The sequence below is a fragment of the Streptomyces purpureus genome, assembly GCF_014648195.1.
Classification (GTDB): domain Bacteria; phylum Actinomycetota; class Actinomycetes; order Streptomycetales; family Streptomycetaceae; genus Streptomyces; species Streptomyces purpureus.
The window spans coordinates 133,154-154,936 of sequence record NZ_BMQQ01000017.1 but is presented as its reverse complement, the minus strand read 5'-3'; the positions used below and the strand labels follow the sequence as shown (position 1 = coordinate 154,936).

Here is a 21,783-nt window from a genome sequence, read left to right as displayed (position 1 = left end):
CCCCAGCCGAGCGCCTGCGTGATCTACTGACGACCACGTAGGCCATCAGGTGTTGCGAGGACCCCAAGAATCCGCCCTCACCGGCCGAGGGGGCGCCGTTTCCCGTGCACCTGAGGTTGCCGCCCAGAAGTCGGCTACCCCGAGCGCTGACGGTTCGTCACTGAGCCCCGGGGCGTACCAGACCGCTCTCGTATGCGTACACCGCCGCCTGCACCCGGTCCCGCAGACCGAGCTTGGTCAGCACATGGCCCACATGCGTCTTGACCGTCGTCTCGCTCACGAACAGATCCGCCGCGATCTCCGCGTTCGACAGCCCCCGCGCCACCAGTTTGAGCACCTCGACCTCACGCTCGGTCAGGGTGCTCAGTGCGTGCGGCACCGGCTCCTCGCCGGACGGCAGATGGTCCGCGTACTTGTCCAGAAGCCGACGGGTGATGCTGGGCGCCAGCATCGCCTCGCCCGCCGCGACCACCCGGATCGCCTGCACCAGCTCGTTCGCCGGCGCGTCCTTCAGCAGGAAGCCGCTCGCCCCGGCCCGCAGCGCCTCCACCACGTACTCGTCCAGGTCGAACGTGGTCAGCACCAGTACCTTCGCCGGACCGTCCCGGCCGGGACCGGTGATCTGACGGGTCGCCTCGACCCCGTCCATCCGCGGCATCCGGATGTCCATCAGCACCACATCGGGCTGCAGCGCCCGCACCTGATCGAGAGCCTGGAGGCCGTCCCCGGCCTCGCCGACGACCGCGATGTCCGCCTCCGCCTCCAGAATCATCCGGAAGCCGGTGCGCAGCAGCGGCTGGTCGTCGACCAATAGGACGCGGATGGCCACGTGATCTCCTTAGCTAGACCGCCCCTATTGTGCCTTCGGCCGACGTGCCATGGTCGCGCAGGGCGGCCGGGTGGGCGACGAACCGCCCACCGGGCCCACGCCGTCGTCACCCGGCCGGGTCCGCGGGCCGCGGCGGCACCACGGGCAGCGGATACACCGGAGGCGTCCCGCCGAACTCCGGGCACACCGACCGGTGGTCGCACCACCCGCACAGCTTCGTCGGCCGCGGACGCCAGTCACCCGTCTCGGTCGCCTGCCGGATCGCCTCCCACAGCGCCAGCAGCTTGCGCTCCACCCGGTGCAGATCCGCCTCCACCGGGTCGTACGTCAGCACATCCCCACTCCCCAGATACACCAGCTGCAACCGCCGCGGCAGCACGCCCTTCAGCCGCCGGATCACCAGCGCGTAGAACGTCATCTGGAACAGCGCGCCCTCGCTGTACTCCGGCCGGGGCGCCTTGCCCGTCTTGTAGTCGACGATCCGCACCTCACCCGTCGGCGCCACGTCGATCCGGTCGATCACCCCCCGCAGCCGCAGACCCGACTCCAGCTCCGTCTCCACGAACATCTCCCGCTCGGCGGGCTCCAGACGGGTCGGGTCCTCCAGCGTGAACCACCGCTCGACCAGCTGCTCCGCCTCGGACAGCCACTGCCCGAGCCGCTCGCCCTCCGTATCCCCCTCGAACAGCTCCGACAGCTCGGGACGCGCCAGCAGCAGCCGGTCCCACTGCGCGGGGATCAGCGACTTCGCCCGCGGAGCCGTGCGCTCCACCGCCGGATGGTCGAAGAGACGCTCCAGCACCGCGTGGACCAGCGTGCCCCGGGTCGCCGCCTCGCTCGGCTTCTCCGGCAGCTTGTCGATCACCCGGAACCGGTACAGCAGCGGGCACTGCATGAAGTCGCTCGCCCGCGACGGCGACAGCGACGCGGGCGGCGACGCCGGGGAGGCGGCGGGGGACTCGGCGGCGGTCTCGGAGGGGGGCTCGACGGGCGGCGAAGCGGCCTCCGAGGTGGTCGGCTCGGCGTCCGTCGGCGGCTGCTGGCTCGTACTCATGACTCAGACCCTACGACCCGCCACTGACAGCGAGCGGAATACCATCGACTCAAGACCCCCACGCACTGCATGATCGAGGCAGACACCCGCCCGTACCGTGACAGACACCACAGCACACGGGCCGGTCGCAGGACGCTCGGCAACGAAGGGAACCCGTGAACCAGGACGACGAGAGCGGCAACAGCACGAGGCCGCGGTCCGACACGGCGGGACCGAACCCCGGCAGCGGCACCCCGCCGCGCTCCGAGGAACCCGGCGGCGGCATCCTCATGGGCCGCCCCTTCGGCGTGCCCGTCTACGTCGCCCCCAGCTGGTTCCTGGTCGCCGCCCTCATCACCTGGGTCTTCGGCGGCCAGCTCGACCGCATCCTGCCGGAGCTGGGCAACGCCCGCTACCTGGTCTCCCTCTTCTTCGCCGTCGCCTTCTACGCCTCCGTACTGGTCCACGAGCTGGCCCACACCGTCGCCGCGCTCCGCTTCAAACTGCCGGTGCGCCGCATCCAGCTCCAGTTCTTCGGCGGAGTCTCCGAGATCGAGAAGGAGTCCGAGACCCCCGGCCGCGAGTTCGTCCTCGCCTTCGTCGGCCCCCTGCTCTCGCTCGTCCTCGCAGGCGTCTTCTACCTCGGCATGAGCGCCGTCCAGCCCGGCACCGTCCCCGGTGTCCTGCTCGCCGGCCTGATGATCTCCAACCTGATCGTCGCCGTCTTCAACCTGCTCCCCGGGCTGCCCCTCGACGGCGGCCGGATGCTCCGCGCCATCGTCTGGAAGATCACCGGCAAGCCGATGAGCGGCACCGTCGCCGCCGCCTGGGTCGGCCGCGCCCTGGCCGTCGCCGTCCTGGTCGGCCTGCCCCTGCTCACCCACACCGGCGCCCTCGGCAACGCCACCGAAGACATCAGCGGCATGGACACGGTCATGGACGCGCTCCTCGCCGCCATCCTCGCCGCGATCATCTGGACCGGCGCCGGCAACAGCCTGCGCATGGCCCGGCTGCGCGAACACCTCCCCGAGCTGCGCGCCCGTACGCTCACCCGCCGCGCCGTCCCCGTCGAATCCGCAACCCCGCTCTCCGAGGCCCTTCGTCGCGCCAACGAGGCCGGGGCCCGCGCCCTCGTCGTCGTCGACGGCCAGGGCGCCCCCACGGCCCTGGTCCGCGAAACCGCCATCGTCGGCGTCCCCCAGCACCGCCGCCCCTGGGTCGCCGTCAGCGGCCTCGCCCAGGACCTCACCGACGGCATGCGCATCCCCGCGGAGCTGGCCGGCGAGGCCCTGCTCGACCGGCTGCGCGCCACCCCGGCCACCGAGTACCTCGTCATCGAGGAAACCGGCGAGATCTACGGCGTCCTGTCCGCCGCGGACGTCGAGCGGGCATTCGTACGGGCCATGGCACGACCCACCACATAGCTGCCGGTAGGCTGGTCACATGTCCGAACCGACCGGTGCCGCCCGCCGTCGCGGGCCCTTCAAGGTCGGGGACCAGGTCCAGCTCACCGACCCCAAGGGACGCCACTACACGTTCACGCTCGAGGCCGGAAAGAACTTCCACACCCACAAGGGTTCTTTCCCGCACGACGAGCTGATCGGTGCTCCCGAGGGCAGTGTTGTCCGTACCACGGGAAACGTCGCCTACCTCGCGCTGCGCCCCCTGCTCCCCGACTACGTCCTGTCCATGCCCCGCGGCGCAGCCGTGGTCTACCCCAAGGACGCGGGGCAGATCCTGGCCTTCGCCGACATCTTCCCCGGCGCGCGCGTCGTGGAGGCGGGAGTGGGCTCCGGCTCGCTCAGCAGCTTCCTGCTCCGCGCGATCGGCGACAGCGGCATGCTCCACTCCTACGAGCGCCGCGAGGACTTCGCCGAGATCGCCAAGGGCAATGTCGAGCGCTACTTCGGCGGCCCGCACCCGGCGTGGCAGCTCACCGTCGGCGACCTCCAGGACAACCTGTCCGACACCGACGTCGACCGCGTCATCCTGGACATGCTCGCCCCCTGGGAGTGCCTGGAGGCCGTCTCCAAGGCGCTCGTCCCCGGCGGCATCCTCTGCTGCTACGTGGCCACCACCACCCAGCTCGCGCGGACCGTGGAGTCCATCCGCGAGTTCGGCTGCTACGCCGAGCCGCAGCCGTGGGAGTCGATGATCCGCAACTGGCACGTCGAGGGCCTTGCCGTCCGCCCCGACCACCGGATGATCGGACACACCGGCTTCCTCGTCACCGCCCGCCGTCTCGCGGACGGTGTGGAGCCCCCGATGCGCCGCCGCCGTCCGGCCAAGGGCGCCTACGGCGAGGACTACGAGGGTCCCAACAAGGGCTGACCCCCTCACAACGCGAGCGTGCCGCCGCCGAGTTCCCGCCGACCACGGGAGAACTCGACGGCGGCACCTTCACGTTCACCGGGTCCGACCCCGCCTGTTCCGCCCACCTGTGACGTATGGCACGATGCTGGCCACCCCACCGCACCACCACGCCACAGGAGACATCCCGCGTGCAGCCCGCAGTCCTTCCGGACCTCGCGCACACCCACACCCGCCCGGTGCACTGGCTCGCCACAGCCGCGGCGATGGCCGCGGTCGTTGCGGGCGCCCATCTGCTCCGGCCGGACGCGGCCACGGCCTCGTCCACGCCTCCCGCGGTCGCCGCCGCCTCCGCCGCCGTACCGGCCCCGGACCCGGCCGCCGTGACCTTCCCCCTGGAGTGCAGGGGAGCGCCGAGCGTGGTGGCGAGCAAGGCGTCCGGAGACCTCGACGGGGACGGCCGGCCGGAGACCGTCGCGGTGGTCCACTGCGACGCCGGCTCCGGAGCGCCCCCGCACGGCGTCTACGTGCTGACCCACGGGCGGCAGAGCCCCGCGCGCGTGGTGGCCACCCTGATCGAACCGGGGGACCGGAAGAACGTGACCGGTCTCGCCGTACGTGACCGGGCGGTGACCGCGACCCTGCTCGGCTACTCGTCGCCGGACGTGCCGAGCTGCTGCCCGGACCGCCGGGAGCGGGTCAAGTGGCAGTGGAAGGGCGGGAAGTTCATCAGGACCACCCAGGCCGAAGCGCGGAGTGTGTGATCCGTCACTCCGCGTCGGGGCCGTAGACCTCGACCCTGTCCGAAACGCGCCTGACGTGGATGCAGTCGCCCGGGCACTCCTTGGCCGAGTCGATCACGTCCTGGAGCAGCGGCAACGGCACCGGCGTGGTGGCACCCTGGTCCTGAAGCAGCTCGTCCTCGGCGCTCTTCACATAGGCCAGACCGTCGATGTCCAGCTCGAAGACCTCGGGGGCGTACTGCGCGCAGATGCCGTCACCGGTGCACAGGTCCTGGTCGATCCAGACCTCCAGGGCGTCGCCGGCCGTCGCGGAGGGAGCCTCGTCCTGCACGGTCATATCTCCTGCCGTTTCCTGCGCCCGGTCCTGCGGTCCGGTGAAGCAAAGTGAAGTAAGTCGGTACAGCCCTGACGGGTGTTGACCACTCCGACCTTACAACCGCCCGCTTTCCGATGTTGATGGGTGGGTATTCCCCAGGCGTGAGGGAGAGCGCAAGGGTGAAGATCGGACACGCCTCGACAGTCTTTGTGATCTAGGGGTTTCAATCACCACCCACCCAGGTAGGGTCAGGAAGCGTCCAGCTCCCCTTGGAGGAGGTGAGGACCGTGGCAGCCCACGACGACGACATCAACCGCGGCATCCGGCCGGGGCGGGGGTCTGAAGACCCTGCCGGCCAGGTTGCCTATCTCGAGCAGGAAATCGCCGTCCTGCGACGCAAGCTCGCCGACTCTCCGCGTCATACGAGGATTCTCGAAGAGCGGATCGTCGAGCTGCAGACCAACCTGGCCGGCGTGTCCGCGCAGAACGAGCGGCTCGCCAACACGCTCCGCGAGGCCCGTGACCAGATCGTGGCCCTCAAGGAGGAGGTCGACCGGCTCGCGCAGCCGCCGGCCGGCTTCGGTGTCTTCCTGCAGGCCAACGAGGACGGCACCTGCGACATCTTCACCGGGGGCCGCAAGCTCCGGGTGAACGTCAGCCCCAGCGTCGAGCTCGACGAGCTCCGGCGTGGCCAGGAGGTCATGCTCAACGAAGCGCTGAACGTGGTCGAGGCCATGGAGTACGAGCGCGCCGGGGACATCGTCACCCTCAAGGAGATCCTCGAGGACGGCGAGCGCGCCCTGGTGGTCGGGCACACCGACGAGGAACGGGTGGTCAGGCTCGCCGAGCCGCTGCTGGACGCCACCATCCGCCCCGGCGACGCCCTGCTGCTCGAGCCCAGGTCCGGCTACGTCTACGAAGTGGTGCCGAAGAGCGAGGTCGAGGAACTCGTCCTCGAAGAGGTTCCGGACGTCGACTACGACAAGATCGGCGGTCTGGGCAACCAGATCGAGCTGATCCGCGACGCGGTCGAGCTCCCGTACCTCTACCCGGACCTCTTCAAGGAGCACGAACTGCGGCCGCCGAAGGGCATCCTGCTCTACGGTCCGCCGGGATGCGGCAAGACGCTGATCGCCAAGGCGGTCGCCAACTCCCTTGCCAAGAAGGTCGCCGAGGTGACCGGCCAGCCCGCGGGGAAGAGCTACTTCCTCAACATCAAGGGCCCCGAGCTCCTCAACAAGTACGTCGGTGAGACCGAGCGGCACATCCGCCTGGTCTTCCAGCGGGCCCGGGAGAAGGCGAGCGAGGGGACCCCCGTCATCGTCTTCTTCGACGAGATGGAGTCCCTCTTCCGCACCCGTGGCTCCGGTGTCAGCTCGGACGTGGAGAACACCATCGTCCCGCAGCTGCTCGCCGAGATCGACGGTGTGGAGGGCCTCGAGAACGTCATCGTCATCGGCGCCTCGAACCGCGAGGACATGATCGACCCCGCGATCCTGCGGCCCGGCCGGCTCGACGTCAAGATCAAGATCGAGCGGCCCGACGCCGAGGCCGCGAGGGACATCTTCGCGAAGTACCTCACCCCCTCCCTCCCTCTGCACGCGGACGACCTGTCCGAGCACAGCGGGTCGAAGGAGGCCGCCGCCCACGCCATGATCCAGTCGGTCGTGGAGCAGATGTACGCGGAATCCGAGGAGAACCGCTTCCTGGAGGTCACGTACGCGAACGGCGACAAGGAAGTCCTGTACTTCAAGGACTTCAATTCCGGCGCGATGATCCAGAACATCGTCGACCGGGCCAAGAAGATGGCCATCAAGGCATTCCTCGACCACAACCAGAAGGGCCTTCGCGTCTCCCACCTCCTCCAGGCTTGCGTGGACGAGTTCAAGGAGAACGAGGACCTGCCGAACACCACGAACCCGGACGACTGGGCCCGTATCTCCGGAAAGAAGGGCGAGCGGATCGTGTTCATCCGCACGCTCGTCACCGGCAAGCAGGGTGCGGACACCGGACGCTCCATCGACACGGTGGCGAACACCGGTCAGTACCTGTAAGACGCGGACCGGCTGCGGATGTCCTGGGATCCCCCCGCCCGACGGCAGGGGGTGGGCATCCGCAGCCGACTGCGTTCCGCGGTCTTCGGCCATGATTCGACGACACCGGAGCAATGACGGAATTGATCTCCCCACCAGCGCAGAGCCGCTCTAGGCTCTTCGGTACCGACGGGTCGCGCAGTGCGGGGACGGGCACCGCACACGCACCGGAGAAGCAGCGGTACTTGAGCGCCGTTCCCGAACGGGAGCGCCGCCGGGCAAGGAGGGCCGCATGACCGTACGGCGAGTAATGGGCATCGAGACGGAGTACGGCATCTCCGTCCCGGGCCATCCGAACGCCAATGCCATGCTCACCTCGTCCCAGATCGTCAACGCGTACGCGGCGGCGATGCACCGGGCGCGCCGCGCCCGCTGGGACTTCGAGGAGGAGAATCCGCTGCGGGACGCCCGCGGCTTCGACCTCGCCCGCGAGGCCGCCGACTCCAGCCAGCTCACCGACGAGGACATCGGCCTGGCCAATGTGATTCTCACGAACGGTGCCCGGCTCTACGTCGACCACGCGCACCCCGAGTACAGCGCCCCCGAGGTCACCAATCCGCGTGACGCCGTCCTCTGGGACAAGGCCGGCGAGCGGATCATGGCGGAGGCGGCCGAGCGGGCCGCCCAGCTGCCCGGGGCCCAGCCGATCCACCTCTACAAGAACAACACCGACAACAAGGGCGCCTCCTACGGGACGCACGAGAACTACCTGATGAAGCGGGAGACCCCCTTCTCGGACATCGTGCGCCACCTGACCCCGTTCTTCGTCTCGCGCCAGGTCGTCACCGGTGCCGGCCGGGTCGGCATCGGCCAGGACGGCCGGGAGCACGGCTTCCAGATCAGTCAGCGGGCGGACTATTTCGAGGTCGAGGTCGGTCTGGAGACGACCCTCAAGCGCCCCATCATCAACACCCGCGACGAGCCGCACGCGGACGCCGAGAAGTACCGCCGGCTCCACGTGATCATCGGCGACGCCAATCTCTCCGAGATCTCGACCTACCTGAAGCTCGGCACGACGGCGCTGGTGCTGTCCATGATCGAGGACGACTTCATCAACGTCGACCTGGCCGTGGACCAGCCCGTACGCACCCTGCACGAGGTCTCCCACGACCCGGAGCTCCAGCATCTGATCACGCTCCGCAGCGGCCGGACACTCACCGCTGTGCAGCTCCAGATGGAGTACTTCGAGCTCGGCCGGAAGTACGTCGAGGAGCGCTTCGGCGCGGACGCCGACGAACAGACCAAGGACATCCTGGTCCGCTGGGAGGACACCCTCAACCGGCTCGAGAACGATCCGATGAGCCTGTCCGGGGAGCTGGACTGGCTCGCCAAGCGGGAGCTCATGGAGGGCTACCGCCGCCGGGACGCCCTGGACTGGGACGCGGCCCGGCTGCACCTGGTGGACCTCCAGTACGCCGACGTACGGCCCGAGAAGGGGCTGTACAACCGTCTGGTGGCCCGCGGGAAGATGAAGCGCCTCCTGGACGAGACCGCCGTCGAGAGGGCCGAGACGAAGCCTCCGGAGGACACCAGGGCCTATTTCCGGGGCCGGTGCCTGGAGCAGTACGCCGACGACGTGGCCGCGGCCTCGTGGGACTCGGTCATCTTCGACCTGCCCGGTCGTGACTCACTGCAGCGGGTGCCCACCCTGGAGCCACTGCGGGGCACCAGGAACCACGTCAAGGAGCTGCTGGACCGCTGCCGCACGGCGGAGGAGCTGGTCCGCGTGCTCTCCGGCGGCTGAAAGGGCCTTCCAGCGGGAATCATGGGGGTGGCCCCCCGGTTCTTGAGGTAACTGCGGGGCCGATGTCAGACCCGCCTTGTAGGGTCTGATCTTGACAGACCCAACCGAGCGGGCCGATTCGAGCGGGGTGAGGGACATGGCGACCAAGGACACCGGCGGCGGACAGCAGAAGTCGACGCGTTCGACCGAGGAGGTCGAGGAGCAGGCGCAGGAAGCGCAGGCATCCGAGGACCTCAAGGAGCGGCAGGAGAAGCTCTCGGACGACGTCGACTCCGTACTCGACGAGATCGACGACGTCCTGGAGGAGAACGCGGAGGACTTCGTGCGCTCCTTCGTGCAAAAGGGCGGCGAGTAACCCCCAAAGTTCGCCGGGGGATTCCCAGTTGTCCGCCCCGGGCCGCGGCGAAAGCCGTGGGCTCCGGGGCGGATGACCGGCGGCGGTACGGGTAATGTCCGTGCACAGTACGCAAGATCGGCCCGGCCTCCGACCGGCGGGCCGCCTCTCCCATCCGGAAGGAAACGCGTGGAAGCCAACCCTCGTAGCACCGGGCGTCTGCCGGCAGCCTTCCTGACGCCGGGCTCGTCCTCGTTCCTGGACTTCCTTGGCGAGCACTCGCCCGAGCTGCTGCCGGGCCGGCGGACGCTGCCCGTCCAGGGCGCAATCGAGGCGCCGCACGGCACCACCATCGTCGCCACGACCTTCCCCGGCGGCGTGGTGCTCGCCGGTGACCGCCGGGCGACCATGGGCAACATGATCGCGCAGCGCGACATCGAGAAGGTCTTCCCGGCCGACGAGTACTCGGCCGTGGGCATCGCCGGAACCGCCGGCCTCGCCGTGGAGATGGTCAAGCTCTTCCAGCTGGAGCTGGAGCACTTCGAGAAGGTCGAAGGCACCCAGCTCTCCCTGGAGGGCAAGGCCAACCGGCTCTCCACGATGATCCGCAGCAATCTGGGCATGGCCATGCAGGGCCTCGCCGTCGTCCCGCTCTTCGCGGGCTGGGACGTGGACCGCGAGAAGGGCCGCATCTTCTCCTACGACGTGACCGGCGGCCGCTCCGAGGAGCACGGCTACGCCGCGACGGGCTCGGGCTCGATCTTCGCCCGCGGAGCCATGAAGAAGCTCTACCGCGACGATCTGACGGAACAGCAGGCGACCACCCTCGTCGTCCAGGCGCTGTACGACGCGGCCGACGACGACTCGGCGACCGGCGGCCCGGACGTGGCCCGCAGGATCTACCCCATCGTCACGGTCATCACGGACGAGGGCTTCCGCCGGCTCACCGAGGCCGAGTCCTCCGACATCGCCCGCTCGATCCTGGAACGCCGTCTCGAACAGCCGGACGGCCCGCGCGCCGCGCTGCTCTGATGTTCTCCTCCATGACAGAAAGGGACGGATAGCCGGTGTCGACGCCGTTCTATGTCTCACCCCAGCAGGCCATGGCCGACCGGGCGGAGTACGCCCGCAAGGGCATCGCCCGTGGACGCAGCCTGGTCGTGCTGCAGTACGCCGACGGCATCGTCTTCGTCGGCGAGAACCCGTCCCGCGCGCTGCACAAGTTCAGCGAGATCTACGACCGGATCGGCTTCGCGGCCGCCGGCAAGTACAACGAGTACGAGAACCTCCGCATCGGCGGCGTGCGCTACGCCGACCTGCGCGGATACACCTACGACCGCGACGACGTCACCGCCCGGGGCCTCGCCAACGTCTACGCCCAGACGCTGGGCACGATCTTCTCCAGCGCGGGGGAGAAGCCCTACGAGGTGGAGCTCGTGGTCGCCGAGGTCGGCGTCGCGCCGGAGGGCGACCAGATCTACCGGCTGCCGCACGACGGGTCGATCGTGGACGAGCACGGCTCGGTCGCGGTCGGCGGCAACGCCGAGCAGATCGGCAGCTTCCTCGACCAGCGGCACCGCGACGGCATGTCGCTCGCCGAGGCGCTGAAGCTGGCCGTGCAGGCGCTGTCCCGGGACACCAACGGCACGGAGCGGGAGATCCCCGCCGAGCGTCTGGAGGTGGCGGTCCTGGACCGCACCCGTCCCCAGCAGCGCAAGTTCAAGCGCATCGTCGGCCGCCAGCTGGCCCGGCTGCTCGAGGCGGACGGCGCCCCCTCGACCCCGACGGACGCGCCCTCCGACGAGGCCCCCGAGACCGGCGAGGACACTCCGGGGACGGCCGCGGAGTAGCCGCACCAGAGCGATTCCGGCACCGGCCCCGGGCCGCCCGCACGCCGCGGACGGCCCGGGGCCGGTGCCGTGTCCTCAGGGCGCCGGCGGGGGCCCTGAGGAGCCTCGGGGCACCAGGGTGACCGGAAGGTCCCCGGAGTGCGCCGGACGGCCCTCCAGGACGGCGAGGAGGGCCTCCATGCCCCGTTCGCCGATGCGCTCGGCGGGCAGCCGGACCGTCGTCAGCTCCGGTTCGACCGCCGTCGCCAGCGCCAGATCGTCGAACCCGGTGACCGACACGTCCTCGGGGATCCTCAGCCCCAGGCGCCGTACCGCCTTGCACGCACCCGCCGCCAGGATGTCGTCGTCGCAGATCAGGGCTGTGGGCCGGGGGCCCGGCGCGGTCAGCGCCCGCTCGGCCGCCTCCCGGGCGCCGTGCACGTCCAGCGGCGCCCGTACGGTCCGTACGGACACCCCCCGCAGCGCGTCGGCCAGCGCCGCGGCGCGTACGTCGAAGGTCCAGGACGGCACGGCCGAGGCGAGATGCGTGAAGCGGCGGTGGCCGAGCGCCAGCAGATGCGCCGTCACCTGCCGCATGCCGTCGGCGACATCGAGGTTGACCCGGGCCGCCGCCGACGGGTCGGCCGGATCGCTGTCCAGCATCACCAGCGGCAGATCGCTGCCCCGGATCGCGTCCAGCGCCTCCGCCGCCATCGACGAGGCGATGACCCCGTCCAGCGCGGCCCTGGCCGACGCGAAGGGGTCCCTGGCCGGCCCGACCCCCTCGGGGGAGGGGTAGAGCACGACGCCGAAGCCGTGCCGGGCGGCCACCGTCGCCGCGCCTGTGTACACCCGCGCGAAGAACTCGTTGGTGAGCGCCGGGACGACCAGCAGCGCGGTCCTGGTCCGGCCGAGCCGGAGATTACGGGCGGCCAGATTGGGCCGGTACCCGAGCCGCCCCGCCGCGTCCCGGACCAGGGCCGCGGTCCGCTCCGAGACCCGCCCGCGCCACTTGTCGCCGAGCACCAGCGACACCGTGGCCTGCGAGACCCCTGCGGCACGGGCGACGTCCCGGCTGGTCGGCCGGGTCCCGCCACGGGGTTCCGGGGTCTGCACACACGCCTCCGCGATCGACGGTCCCGCCCGCGCAGTGGACCGGGGGTGGACCGGCGGGCTGTCGCCATGGTACGTATGGGAGACCAGACGTTATACGTAACACCTTGGCCGGACGCCGAGGGGGGAGGAGCCGCACATGGCCACCGAGGCCAAGGGCAGCGGGGGATATCTCGACATCCTCAGGGCACCGCACGCCGCCCGGCTCCTCGCCGGGACGCTGGTGGGCCGCCTCCCCAACGCGACCGCGCCCATCGCGATCGTGCTCTTCACCCGCGCCGAAGGCGGCAGCTACAGCCTCGCCGGCGGCCTCGCCGCCGCCTACGGGGTGGCCAACGCGATCGGCCAGCCCCTGCTCGGCCGCGCCGTCGACCTGTACGGCCAGCCGCGCGTCCAGCTCCCCGCCGCCGTGGTCTCGGCCCTCGGCGCGGTCCTGCTCGCCGTCGTGGGCGTCCAGCCGCTCGCGCTCGCCTACCTCGCGGTCGTCGTCGCGGGACTGTTCACCCCGCCCCTCGAAGGGGGCCTGCGCGCCCTGTGGCCCGGCGTCCTCGGCCGGGAGGACCGGGTCCACCGGGCGTACGCGATGGACGCCATAGCCCAGGAAGTCATGTTCACCGTCGGCCCGTTGCTGGTGACCCTGCTGGTGGCGCTGCACTCGCCGGCCGCCGCCCTGCTCGTCGTCAACGCCGTCGGGGTCCTCGGCGCCCTGTCCGTGGTCCTCTCCGCGCCCTCGCGCGCGTGGCGCTCGGCCCCGCGCGAGGCCCACTGGCTGGGGGCCCTGCGCTCACCCGGGCTCCTCGCCCTGCTCGGTTCGTTCTTCTTCGTCGGCCTCGCGCTGGGCTCCATCACCGTCGCTGCCGTCGCGTACGCCGACGACCACGGCCAGGACTCCGTCTACGGCTGGCTCATGGCCGCCCTCGGCCTCGGAGCACTGGTCGGCGGAGCCCTCTACGGCGCCCGGCAGTGGGCGGGAGCGCCCGAGCGCCGACTGCGTGTCATCACCGCGCTGCTGGCCCTCGGTTATCTGCCGCTCCTGCTGACCCCCGGCGTGCCCGCCATGACGGCGCTCTCCGCCCTCGCCGGGGTGTTCCTCGCCCCCGCGCTCGCCTGCGCGTTCATCGTCGTGGACCGGCACGCCCCGCGGGGGACCGTCACCGAGGCGTTCTCCTGGCTCGTCACCACCTTCGGGGTCGGCGCCGCGGTCGGCACGGCCGCCGCCGGACCCGCCGTGGAACTCTCCGGAACCACGGCCGGTTTCGCCGTCGCCGCGGCGGGCGGAGCGGCGGCCCTGCTGGTCCTTCTCGCCACCGGGCGGGTCCTCACGGCCCCCGCCCCCACCACGCGACACGCCGAAGTCATCACGAGCTCATCGGAAAATGATCGAAACGGTGCAGTCGAACCCGGTTTCAGCTCAGGCCATCAGGCGTAATGTTCAGACATGGACCGCCGCATTTTCGGGCTGGAGAACGAGTACGGCGTCACGTGCACGTTCAGGGGACAGCGCCGACTGTCTCCTGACGAAGTGGCGCGCTACCTCTTCCGCCGTGTCGTGTCATGGGGCCGCAGCAGCAATGTCTTCCTGCGGAACGGCGCCCGCCTCTACCTCGACGTGGGATCGCATCCGGAATATGCCACACCCGAATGCGACAACGTGACCGAACTGGTCACCCACGACAAGGCCGGCGAGCGCATTCTCGAAGGCCTGCTCGTCGACGCAGAACGCCGCCTGCACGAGGAGGGAATCGCCGGCGACGTCTATCTCTTCAAGAACAACACCGACTCGGCGGGAAACTCCTACGGCTGCCACGAGAACTACCTCGTCGCCCGCCACGGAGAGTTCTCCCGGCTCGCGGACATCCTCATTCCGTTCCTGGTCACCCGTCAGCTGATCTGCGGCGCCGGAAAGGTGCTGCAGACCCCGCGCGGCGCCGTCTACTGCGTCAGCCAGCGCGCCGAGCACATCTGGGAAGGCGTCAGCTCCGCCACCACCCGCTCGCGCCCCATCATCAACACTCGTGACGAACCGCACGCCGACGCCGAGCGGTACCGCCGGCTGCACGTCATCGTCGGCGACTCGAACATGTCCGAGACGACCATGCTGCTCAAGGTCGGCGCCACCGACCTCGTCCTGCGCATGATCGAGGCGGGCACGGTCATGCGCGACCTGACGCTGGAGAACCCGATCCGGGCGATCCGCGAGGTCAGCCATGACATCACCGGACAGCGCAAGGTGCGCCTGGCCAGCGGCCGCGAGGCATCCGCCCTGGAGGTCCAGCGCGAGTACTTCGACAAGGCCGTGGACTTCGTCGACCGCCGCGGCATCCGCAGCGGCACCGTCGCCCAGGTCCTGGAGCTCTGGGGCCGCACGCTCGACGCCATCGAGGCCGAGGACCTCGACCGGATCGACACCGAGATCGACTGGGTCATGAAGTACAAGCTCATCGACCGGTACCGGGCCAAGAACAACATGACCATGTCGCATCCGCGGGTCGCCCAGATAGACCTCGCGTACCACGACATCCACCGCCGCCGGGGGCTCTACTACCTCCTCGAACGCAAGGGTCAGGCCGCCCGGATCTGCAACGACCTCAAGATCTTCGAGGGCAAGTCGGTGCCCCCGCAGACCACCAGGGCGCGGCTGCGCGGCGACTTCATCCGGCGGGCCCAGGAACAGCGCCGGGACTTCACCGTCGACTGGGTGCACCTCAAGCTCAACGACCAGGCGCAGCGGACCGTGCTGTGCAAGGACCCCTTCAGGTCGGTCGACGACCGGGTCGAAAAGCTGATCGCCGGAATGTAGGGACACCTCCTCGGAACGTGACCCGGGCCCCGTACGTTTCTCGTGCGGGGCCCTTGGCACGCCCTAGAGTGTCGGGCAACCAATGTGCCGTCTGAGATCTGAGGAACACGTGCGCCGACTTGCCGGCCTTCTCGTCGTCCCACTGCTGCTGCTGTCGGCAGTGGCCTGCGGTGACGAGGGCTCCGATTCCGCCTCGACGAAGAACGGACTGCCCGCCATCACGGCGGGGGAGAAGTTCGGAGAGAAGCCCACCCTCGCCAAGGGCGAGGGCGACCCGCCCAAGGAACTCAAGGTCAACGTCATCAGTGAGGGCGACGGCGCGGTCACCAAGAAGGGCGATGCCGTCCAGGTCAACTACTACGGTCAGGCCTGGGACTCGGACAAGCCGTTCGACAACAGCTTCGACCGCAAGCAGCCGTTCGATCTGACGCTCGGCGCCGGACAGGTCATCAAGGGCTGGGACCAGGGCCTGGAGGGCCAGAAGGTCGGCAGTCGTGTCGAGATCGGCATTCCGCCGGAGCTCGGCTACGGAGCGCAGGGTCAGGGCGACATCAAGCCCAACGCCACCCTCGTCTTCGTCGTGGACATCCTCAAGGCGACCACGATCCCCAAGTCCGCCACGGGCACCCCGGTCGCCCAGGACAACATCGACCTGCCGAAGGTCGGCACCAACACCGACGGCAAGGCCCCGACGGTCACCGTCCCCAAGACCGACCCGCCGGCCAAGCTCGTCTCCAGCTACGTCCTGGAGTCCAAGGGTGAGGTCGTCAAGGCCACCGACACGGTCGTCGTGAACTACGTCGCGACGCTGTGGAAGGACGGCAAGAAGTTCGACTCCACCTACGACACGGGCAAGACCGCGAACTTCCCGCTGGCGCAGGTCACCCTCAAGGGCCTCAAGGACGGGATCGTGGGCAAGAAGGTCGGCAGCCGGGTCCTGATCGTGGCCCCGCCCGCCGATGCCTTCGGCGACAAGGAGCAGCAGGGCATCCCGAAGAACTCGACCCTGGTGTTCGCCGTCGACATCCTGGCGAAGATGTAAGACTGTCCCCTGCCCGTTCATCAGTTTGAGGAGCAGTTTTCGTGAGCATCGACAAGCCCGAGGTCGACTTCCCGGGTGGCGAGCCGCCGAAGGACCTGGAGATCAAGGACCTCTGGGAGGGCGACGGACCGGTCGCCAAGGCGGGCGACTTCGTGAAGGTCCACTACGTGGGTGTGTCCTTCTCCACCGGTGAGGAGTTCGACTCCTCCTGGAACCGCGGTACGCCGCTGGAGTTCCAGCTCGGTGTCGGCCAGGTCATCAAGGGCTGGGACCAGGGTGTCCAGGGCATGAAGGTCGGCGGCCGCCGCCAGCTGATCATCCCCGCCCACCTCGCCTACGGCGACCGTGGCGCCGGCGGCAAGATCGCCCCGGGCGAGACCCTGATCTTCGTCTGCGACCTCGTCGCCGTCTGACCGGCCGATCAGGTCGTACGACAACCGAAGAAGACGACCGGAAACGGTCGTCGTGAGGGCCCGTGCCTGCCGGTGCGGGCCCTCGGCTTTTCCCACGACACCCCGGGGCGGTACGGTCATCGGGCAAGTGACTCCATCAGAAGAGGTGCAGGGCGTCGATGGCGATTGCCAAGGCCGAGCGGCTGATGAATCTGGCGCTGTGCCTGCTGGGAACCCGGCGCCCGCTGAGCAAGCGTGAGCTCCGTGGGTCCATCGAGGCCTACCTGGAGGCCGGGTCCGACGACTCCTTCAACAGGATGTTCGAGCGGGACAAGGATGACCTCCGCGAGCTGGGCCTGATCATCGAGACCGTCGAGAACCTGGACGGCGACACCGGCTACCTCGCCCGCCGCGACTCCAACCGGCTGCCGCCCATCACCCTGGACGCCGAGGAGGCCGCCGCCCTCGGGCTCGCCGCCAAGGTCTGGCAGCAGGCCCGCCTCGCGGGAGCCGCCAGCGGCGCGCTGCAGAAGCTCCGCGCCGCCGGTATGCCGGAGGCGGAGGACGCCTACGACGACCGGCACAGCGCCCTCGAACCGCGCATCCCGGTCCACGAGAGCGCCTTCGAGCCACTGATGCTCGCCTGCCGCGACCGCCGCCCCGTCGTCTTCGACTACCGCAAGTCGAACGCCGCCCGGCCCGAGACCCGGCAGGTCGAACCCTGGACGCTGGAGTGCTGGCGCGGCCACTGGTACCTCGCCGGCTGGGACCGCGACCGCGGCGCCGAGCGGGTCTTCCGCCTCTCCCGCATCACCGGCAAGGTCCGCTCCCGGGCCGGCGCCTTCACCGCGCCCGTACCCGACGTGTCGACCGTGCGGGAGACCGTGGAGAGGTGGGCCGGTGAGACGGCGACCCGGTCGGCCGTCATCCGGCTACGTACCGGCTGCGGCTACCCGCTGCGCGCCCGCGCCCTGTCCGTACGGGAGTGTGGCGACGGCTGGGACGAGCTGGAGATCCCGTACGGACACGGACTGGACGCCTGGCTCGTCGAGTTCGGTCCGGACGTCGTCGTGGTGGAGCCCGCGGATCTGCGGGCCGACGTGGTGGACCGGCTGCGCGCCGTCGCCAAGGGCTGAGGGGACGAAGAAGCGATGGCCGCGAACGCGATCGACCAGACCCGGCGCATGCTGTCCCTGGTGACCTACCTCCGTGAGCGCCCCGGCGCCCATGTGCAGGACGTCGCCCGGGCCTTCGGGATCAGCGAGGACGAGCTGATCTCCGACCTCGACGTGCTGCCCATGTGCGGGACCAGCTTCCGCGGCGGCGACCTGCTGGACATCGACACCGACGGCGACCGGATCTGGTGGCGGAACCCAGGCGCCCTCGGCGCGGAAGCTGCCGAGCCGCTGCGGCTCGCCGCCGACGAGGCCACCGCGCTGCTCGTCGCCGCGCGCGCCGTCGCCACCCTGCCCGGACTGCGCGAGGGCGACCGCGACGCGCTGCTGCGGGCCACCGCCAAGCTGGAGACCGCGGCCGGCGAGGTCGCCGGGGCCAGCTCCCGGCTCTCGGTCACCTTCGAGTCCGAGGGCGGTGTCTTCGCCGAGGTCGACCGTGCCATCTCGGAGCGCCGCCGGCTCTGGCTGCGCTACTACTCGCCGGCGCGCGACGAGCTCACCGAGCGCGAGGTCGACCCGATCCGGCTGTTCGCCGTCGGCCACACGTACATGGAGGCCTGGTGCCGCCTCTCCGAGGCCCGGCGCACCTTCCGCCTCGACCGGGTCGCCGAGATCCGGATCCTCGACGACCCCTCCGCGCCGCCCGAGATCGAGCTGCGGGACCTCTCGGAGGGGCTGGTCCAGCCCTCCGCCGAGGACCCGGAGGTCGTGGTGGAGGTGGGACCCGGCGGACGCTGGGTCGCCGAGTACTACCCGCACGACAGCGCCGAGGAGCTCCCGGACGGTGGTCTGCGCATCACCCTGCGGACCCCCGCTCCCGCCTCGCTGCGGCGCCTCGCGCTGCGGCTCGGCCGGGACGGCCGGATCGTCGCCCCGCAGGACCTGGCGGACAGCGCCCGGCAGGCGGCGGCCGAGGCCCTGGCCGCCTACGACGGACAGGACTGACGTACCGCACCGGCGGGGCCGCGCCGCCCCGCCGGACCCGAACGAGCAGGCCGGACCGGAGACGACCGAGCACACCGAGGTGAGAGAGTTGAGGGACATGTCCGCGATGTCAGGGATGGTGGGGATTCCGGCGACCGTAGGGCCCGTCCTCTTCAAAGCCTCCTGTCCCGACTGCCGCTGCCGCTTCGAGCTCTCAGCGAGCGCCCTGCGCCTGGCCATCGGCGGCAGCAGCCGTACCACCTTCTACTCCTTCACCTGCCCCGAGTGCGGCAGCGCCGTCCGCAAGCCGGCCGGTGAACGCATCGTCGAGCTGCTGACCGGCGGCGGCGTACGCACCCTGCGTCTGCACTCCACGTCCCCGTCCACCGCCTGACACCCCCTAGGCTCACCGCATGTTCTGGCCCATGCTCGCCATCGCCCTCGGCTTCCTCGGCATCGCCGTCCTCGGCCTCCTCGGCATCAGGGTCTTCCTGGAGGCCCAGCGCCTCGGCCGTCAAGTGGCTCACACCACCGAGCGCATCCATCAGGCCGCCGAGGACCTGGAGCGCGCGGCCACCGATCTGACCCGGACCGGCCAGGCGCTGCGCTGACCGGCGCACTCGCCTCGCTGTCCGAGCCGGGGGGTACGCTGCTGGTCGCGGTGGGTGATTGAGGCACACCTGCCGTAGAAAGCGTGAGTATGCACAGGGATTGCCGAGCGTTTACCCATGCACGTTACGATCGCTGACGGCCGGGGTTCGGACACCAGTCCGCGCGACGGCCACCCGCCCAGCCCCATGCCGCCTCGGTGAGAAGGTAGACAACACTTATGTTCCATCAGATCGGCCCCATGGAGATCATTCTCATCCTGCTCGTCGTCGTCCTGCTGTTCGGCGCCAAGAAGCTGCCGGAGATGGCCCGTTCGCTCGGCAAGTCCGCCCGCATCCTCAAGAGCGAGGCGAAGGCGATGAAGTCGGAGGGCCAGCAGACCGCCCCGACCGACCCGCCGGCCGAGCAGCCTCCGGCCGCGCGCACCATCAAGGCCGCGCCCGGCGACGTCACCAGCGCGCGTCCGGTGACCGAGCCGACCGACACGACCACCCAGCGCTGATCCAGAGGACGCTGCCCCCAAGGCCGCCGACCGCGGCCTGCCGCACGAGATGAGGACGTGGGTTGCTCAAGCCTGCCCGCAGCAAGAAGGCGAAGGATCCCGAGGGGCGGATGCCTCTCGCGGACCATCTGCGTGAGCTTCGCAACCGCCTGGCGAAGGCCATGCTGGCGATCACCGTCGCGTCGATCGTCGCTGCCTTCTACAGCCAGCAGCTGATGGACTTCCTCGCGTCGCCCGTACCGAAGTGCCCTCCCGGTACCGGCATCGAGGACAACACAGGCGGCACGTGCGTGATCATCGCCTACCAGACGATGCTCTCGCCGTTCACCTCGACCATCAAGGTGATCCTCCTCGCGGGCGTCATGGCGTCCTGCCCGATCTGGCTCTACCAGCTGTGGGCGTTCATCGCGCCCGGCCTCCACAAGAGCGAGAAGAAGTACACGTACTACTTCGCCAGCGTCGCCGTGCCGCTCTTCCTGGCCGGCGCCTACCTCGCGTACCTGATCATGCCGGTCAGCGTGAAGGTCCTCATCAGCATCACCCCGGACGTCGCGTCGAACTTCCTCTCCCTTGACGACGTCCTGGACTTCACCACCCGCATGGTGCTGGTCTTCGGTCTCGCCTTCGAGCTCCCGCTGTTGCTGATCATGCTCAACTTCGCGGGCATCGTCACCGGCAAGCGCATGGCCGGCTGGTGGCGCGGGGTCGTCATGGGCATCTTCGTCTTCGGCGCCATCGCCACCCCGTCGACCGACCCGCTCGGCATGATCGCCCTCGCCGGTCCGATCATCGTCCTCTACTTCATCGCCGTCGGCATCTCGATCCTGAACGACCGGCGCCGCCGACGTAACGACCCCGACGCGGAGCTCGACGACGACGAGGCCTCGGAGGTCGACCTCACCCCCTCCGCCCTCGGTGAGATCGAAACCGTCCCCTCCGCCCGGGCCCTGCCCGAGCAGGCCACCGGCGAGGCCGACGGCGGCCGTACGCACCGCGTCAACGGTTACGACGACATCACCTGACCTTGTAAGGTCCGGCGGGTGACCAGCGAGATCACCCTCTTCGTCAATCCCACCGCGGGACGCGGCCGGGGCGCGCACGCCGCGCAGCCGGCCGCGCGTGCGCTCCGGGACGCCGGGTACTCCGTACGTACCGTCCTCGGCGCCGATGCCGAAGACGCCCTGCGCCGGGCCCGCGAAGCCGTCGGCGAGGGAACCGGCGCCCTCGTCGCCGTCGGCGGCGACGGACTGGTCTCGCTCGCGCTCCAAGCCGTCGCCGGTACGGACACCCCGCTCGGCGTGATCGCCGTCGGCACCGGCAACGACTTCGCCCGCGCCCTCGGCCTGCCCGTACGCGCGCCCGCGCAGGCCGCACGCCTGGCCGCCGACGCGCTCAAGAGCGGGTTGATACGCGAGGTGGACCTCGGCCGGGTCGGCGAGCGCTGGTTCGGCACCGTCCTCGCCTCCGGCTTCGACTCCCGCGTCAACGACCGGGGCAACCGCATGCGCCTGCCCGCCGGCCGGATGAAGTACGACCTCGCCATGATCGCGGAGCTCGCCGCATTCCGGCCCGTCCCGTACCGCCTCACCCTCGACGACGGCACCGAGCGGGAGATCGAGGCCACCCTCGTCGCCGTCGGCAACGGCACCTCCTACGGCGGCGGCATGCGGATCTGCGCCGACGCCGCCCTGGACGACGGCCTCTTCGACATCACGGTCGTCGGCGACTGCTCACGCACCACGCTGCTCAAGGTCTTCCCGCGCGTCTACCGCGGCACCCACCTCAGCCACCCCAAGGTCACGGTCCACCGTGCCGCACGCGTCACCCTGGCCGCCCCCGACACCACCGGATACGCCGACGGAGAGCCGCTCGGACCCCTGCCGCTCACCGCCGTCTGCGTCCCCGCGGCCGTCCGCGTCCTCGCCCCGGATCCCGCCGAACGCCCAGGCCCCGGCCGGTAACACCATCGGACAATTAAAGATCGAGCCCACTGTC

Annotated in this window: 23 protein-coding genes; 19 read left to right on the top strand and 4 right to left on the bottom strand. The window is 70.1% G+C overall.

Annotated features, from left to right (window positions below):
- Nucleotides 1–157: 157 nt before the first annotated feature.
- Complete coding sequence (locus IEZ01_RS21900) at nt 158–829, bottom strand: response regulator (protein ID WP_028797338.1); 672 nt, start codon at nt 827–829, stop codon at nt 158–160.
- A gap of 106 nt (nt 830–935) precedes the next feature.
- Complete coding sequence (locus tag IEZ01_RS21895; protein ID WP_019884999.1) at nt 936–1,883, bottom strand: RecB family exonuclease; 948 nt, start codon at nt 1,881–1,883, stop codon at nt 936–938.
- A 155-nt stretch (nt 1,884–2,038) separates the two neighbouring features.
- Here IEZ01_RS21895 and IEZ01_RS21890 point away from each other — a divergent pair, with 155 nt between their 5' ends.
- The 3 genes from IEZ01_RS21890 to IEZ01_RS21880 all read left to right on the top strand — a co-directional run bounded on the left by IEZ01_RS21890 (nt 2,039) and on the right by IEZ01_RS21880 (nt 4,936).
- Entirely contained in the window at nt 2,039–3,286 is a 1,248-nt protein-coding gene (locus tag IEZ01_RS21890) for a site-2 protease family protein (protein WP_019884998.1), read from the top strand.
- A 19-nt stretch (nt 3,287–3,305) separates the two neighbouring features.
- The gene (locus IEZ01_RS21885; RefSeq protein WP_019884997.1) at nt 3,306–4,193 is read left to right on the top strand and encodes a tRNA (adenine-N1)-methyltransferase; all 888 of its coding nucleotides are present in this window, start codon (nt 3,306–3,308) and stop codon (nt 4,191–4,193) included.
- Between the two features lie 170 nt (nt 4,194–4,363).
- Nucleotides 4,364–4,936: a hypothetical protein gene (locus tag IEZ01_RS21880; RefSeq protein ID WP_189203277.1), complete on the top strand. Its 573-nt coding sequence runs from the start codon at nt 4,364–4,366 to the stop codon at nt 4,934–4,936.
- Between the two features lie 4 nt (nt 4,937–4,940).
- On the opposite strand, the gene IEZ01_RS21875 is transcribed toward IEZ01_RS21880, so the two are convergent.
- Nucleotides 4,941–5,252, bottom strand: a complete 312-nt coding sequence (locus IEZ01_RS21875) for a ferredoxin (protein ID WP_019884993.1) — start codon at nt 5,250–5,252, stop codon at nt 4,941–4,943.
- Nucleotides 5,253–5,518: 266 nt separating this feature from the next.
- Between IEZ01_RS21875 and arc the strand changes: the two genes are divergently transcribed.
- The 5 genes from arc to prcA all read left to right on the top strand — a co-directional run bounded on the left by arc (nt 5,519) and on the right by prcA (nt 11,252).
- Complete coding sequence (gene arc / locus IEZ01_RS21870; protein ID WP_019884992.1) at nt 5,519–7,285, top strand: proteasome ATPase; 1,767 nt, start codon at nt 5,519–5,521, stop codon at nt 7,283–7,285.
- A 271-nt stretch (nt 7,286–7,556) separates the two neighbouring features.
- Entirely contained in the window at nt 7,557–9,068 is a 1,512-nt protein-coding gene (gene dop, locus IEZ01_RS21865; protein WP_078513256.1) for a depupylase/deamidase Dop, read from the top strand.
- Between the two features lie 136 nt (nt 9,069–9,204).
- Nucleotides 9,205–9,423 (top strand): ubiquitin-like protein Pup, encoded by a 219-nt coding sequence (locus IEZ01_RS21860; RefSeq protein ID WP_019884990.1) that lies wholly within the window; start codon nt 9,205–9,207, stop codon nt 9,421–9,423.
- Nucleotides 9,424–9,591: 168 nt separating this feature from the next.
- The gene (gene prcB, locus IEZ01_RS21855; protein WP_189203275.1) at nt 9,592–10,434 is read left to right on the top strand and encodes a proteasome subunit beta; all 843 of its coding nucleotides are present in this window, start codon (nt 9,592–9,594) and stop codon (nt 10,432–10,434) included.
- 35 nt (nt 10,435–10,469) lie between these two features.
- A complete protein-coding gene (gene prcA, locus IEZ01_RS21850) occupies nt 10,470–11,252 on the top strand; it encodes a proteasome subunit alpha (RefSeq protein WP_019884988.1) in 783 nt (260 codons plus the stop codon).
- A 75-nt stretch (nt 11,253–11,327) separates the two neighbouring features.
- Here the strand turns inward: prcA and IEZ01_RS21845 are convergent, their stop codons facing one another.
- Nucleotides 11,328–12,347, bottom strand: a complete 1,020-nt coding sequence (locus IEZ01_RS21845) for a LacI family DNA-binding transcriptional regulator (protein ID WP_189203273.1) — start codon at nt 12,345–12,347, stop codon at nt 11,328–11,330.
- A 136-nt stretch (nt 12,348–12,483) separates the two neighbouring features.
- Here IEZ01_RS21845 and IEZ01_RS21840 point away from each other — a divergent pair, with 136 nt between their 5' ends.
- From IEZ01_RS21840 to IEZ01_RS21790, 11 genes are all read left to right on the top strand, one after another.
- Nucleotides 12,484–13,773, top strand: a complete 1,290-nt coding sequence (locus tag IEZ01_RS21840) for an MFS transporter (RefSeq protein ID WP_019884986.1) — start codon at nt 12,484–12,486, stop codon at nt 13,771–13,773.
- A 9-nt stretch (nt 13,774–13,782) separates the two neighbouring features.
- Nucleotides 13,783–15,144 (top strand): Pup--protein ligase, encoded by a 1,362-nt coding sequence (gene pafA, locus IEZ01_RS21835; RefSeq protein ID WP_019884983.1) that lies wholly within the window; start codon nt 13,783–13,785, stop codon nt 15,142–15,144.
- Nucleotides 15,145–15,253: 109 nt separating this feature from the next.
- The gene (locus IEZ01_RS21830) at nt 15,254–16,186 is read left to right on the top strand and encodes an FKBP-type peptidyl-prolyl cis-trans isomerase (RefSeq protein WP_189203271.1); all 933 of its coding nucleotides are present in this window, start codon (nt 15,254–15,256) and stop codon (nt 16,184–16,186) included.
- 41 nt (nt 16,187–16,227) lie between these two features.
- On the top strand, nt 16,228–16,599 hold the full coding sequence (locus tag IEZ01_RS21825) for an FKBP-type peptidyl-prolyl cis-trans isomerase (protein WP_189203269.1): 372 nt from the start codon (nt 16,228–16,230) through the stop codon (nt 16,597–16,599).
- Nucleotides 16,600–16,757: 158 nt separating this feature from the next.
- Nucleotides 16,758–17,714, top strand: a complete 957-nt coding sequence (locus tag IEZ01_RS21820) for a helix-turn-helix transcriptional regulator (protein WP_019884979.1) — start codon at nt 16,758–16,760, stop codon at nt 17,712–17,714.
- A 15-nt stretch (nt 17,715–17,729) separates the two neighbouring features.
- Nucleotides 17,730–18,698, top strand: coding sequence for a helix-turn-helix transcriptional regulator (locus IEZ01_RS21815; protein ID WP_019884978.1), 969 nt, complete (start codon nt 17,730–17,732; stop codon nt 18,696–18,698).
- A gap of 97 nt (nt 18,699–18,795) precedes the next feature.
- Complete coding sequence (locus IEZ01_RS21810; protein ID WP_028797337.1) at nt 18,796–19,071, top strand: hypothetical protein; 276 nt, start codon at nt 18,796–18,798, stop codon at nt 19,069–19,071.
- Between the two features lie 19 nt (nt 19,072–19,090).
- Nucleotides 19,091–19,288, top strand: a complete 198-nt coding sequence (locus tag IEZ01_RS21805; RefSeq protein WP_019884976.1) for a hypothetical protein — start codon at nt 19,091–19,093, stop codon at nt 19,286–19,288.
- A 218-nt stretch (nt 19,289–19,506) separates the two neighbouring features.
- Nucleotides 19,507–19,788 (top strand): Sec-independent protein translocase subunit TatA, encoded by a 282-nt coding sequence (tatA, locus tag IEZ01_RS21800; protein ID WP_019884975.1) that lies wholly within the window; start codon nt 19,507–19,509, stop codon nt 19,786–19,788.
- A 62-nt stretch (nt 19,789–19,850) separates the two neighbouring features.
- On the top strand, nt 19,851–20,810 hold the full coding sequence (gene tatC / locus IEZ01_RS21795; protein ID WP_019884974.1) for a twin-arginine translocase subunit TatC: 960 nt from the start codon (nt 19,851–19,853) through the stop codon (nt 20,808–20,810).
- Between the two features lie 18 nt (nt 20,811–20,828).
- A complete protein-coding gene (locus IEZ01_RS21790; protein ID WP_189203267.1) occupies nt 20,829–21,749 on the top strand; it encodes a diacylglycerol kinase in 921 nt (306 codons plus the stop codon).
- Nucleotides 21,750–21,783 lie beyond the last annotated feature (34 nt).

What these genes read in the sequence shown, in the direction of transcription:
- IEZ01_RS21895 (WP_019884999.1), bottom strand. Translation starts at nt 1,883, where the DNA reads ATGAGTACGAGCCAGCAGCCGCCGACGGACGCCGAGCCGACCACCTCG.
- IEZ01_RS21885 (WP_019884997.1), top strand. Translation starts at nt 3,306, where the DNA reads ATGTCCGAACCGACCGGTGCCGCCCGCCGTCGCGGGCCCTTCAAGGTC.
- IEZ01_RS21875 (WP_019884993.1), bottom strand. Translation starts at nt 5,252, where the DNA reads ATGACCGTGCAGGACGAGGCTCCCTCCGCGACGGCCGGCGACGCCCTG.
- dop (WP_078513256.1), top strand. Translation starts at nt 7,557, where the DNA reads ATGACCGTACGGCGAGTAATGGGCATCGAGACGGAGTACGGCATCTCC.
- IEZ01_RS21860 (WP_019884990.1), top strand. Translation starts at nt 9,205, where the DNA reads ATGGCGACCAAGGACACCGGCGGCGGACAGCAGAAGTCGACGCGTTCG.
- IEZ01_RS21840 (WP_019884986.1), top strand. Translation starts at nt 12,484, where the DNA reads ATGGCCACCGAGGCCAAGGGCAGCGGGGGATATCTCGACATCCTCAGG.
- pafA (WP_019884983.1), top strand. Translation starts at nt 13,783, where the DNA reads ATGGACCGCCGCATTTTCGGGCTGGAGAACGAGTACGGCGTCACGTGC.
- IEZ01_RS21820 (WP_019884979.1), top strand. Translation starts at nt 16,758, where the DNA reads ATGGCGATTGCCAAGGCCGAGCGGCTGATGAATCTGGCGCTGTGCCTG.
- IEZ01_RS21815 (WP_019884978.1), top strand. Translation starts at nt 17,730, where the DNA reads ATGGCCGCGAACGCGATCGACCAGACCCGGCGCATGCTGTCCCTGGTG.
- IEZ01_RS21810 (WP_028797337.1), top strand. Translation starts at nt 18,796, where the DNA reads ATGTCCGCGATGTCAGGGATGGTGGGGATTCCGGCGACCGTAGGGCCC.
- IEZ01_RS21805 (WP_019884976.1), top strand. Translation starts at nt 19,091, where the DNA reads ATGTTCTGGCCCATGCTCGCCATCGCCCTCGGCTTCCTCGGCATCGCC.
- tatA (WP_019884975.1), top strand. Translation starts at nt 19,507, where the DNA reads ATGTTCCATCAGATCGGCCCCATGGAGATCATTCTCATCCTGCTCGTC.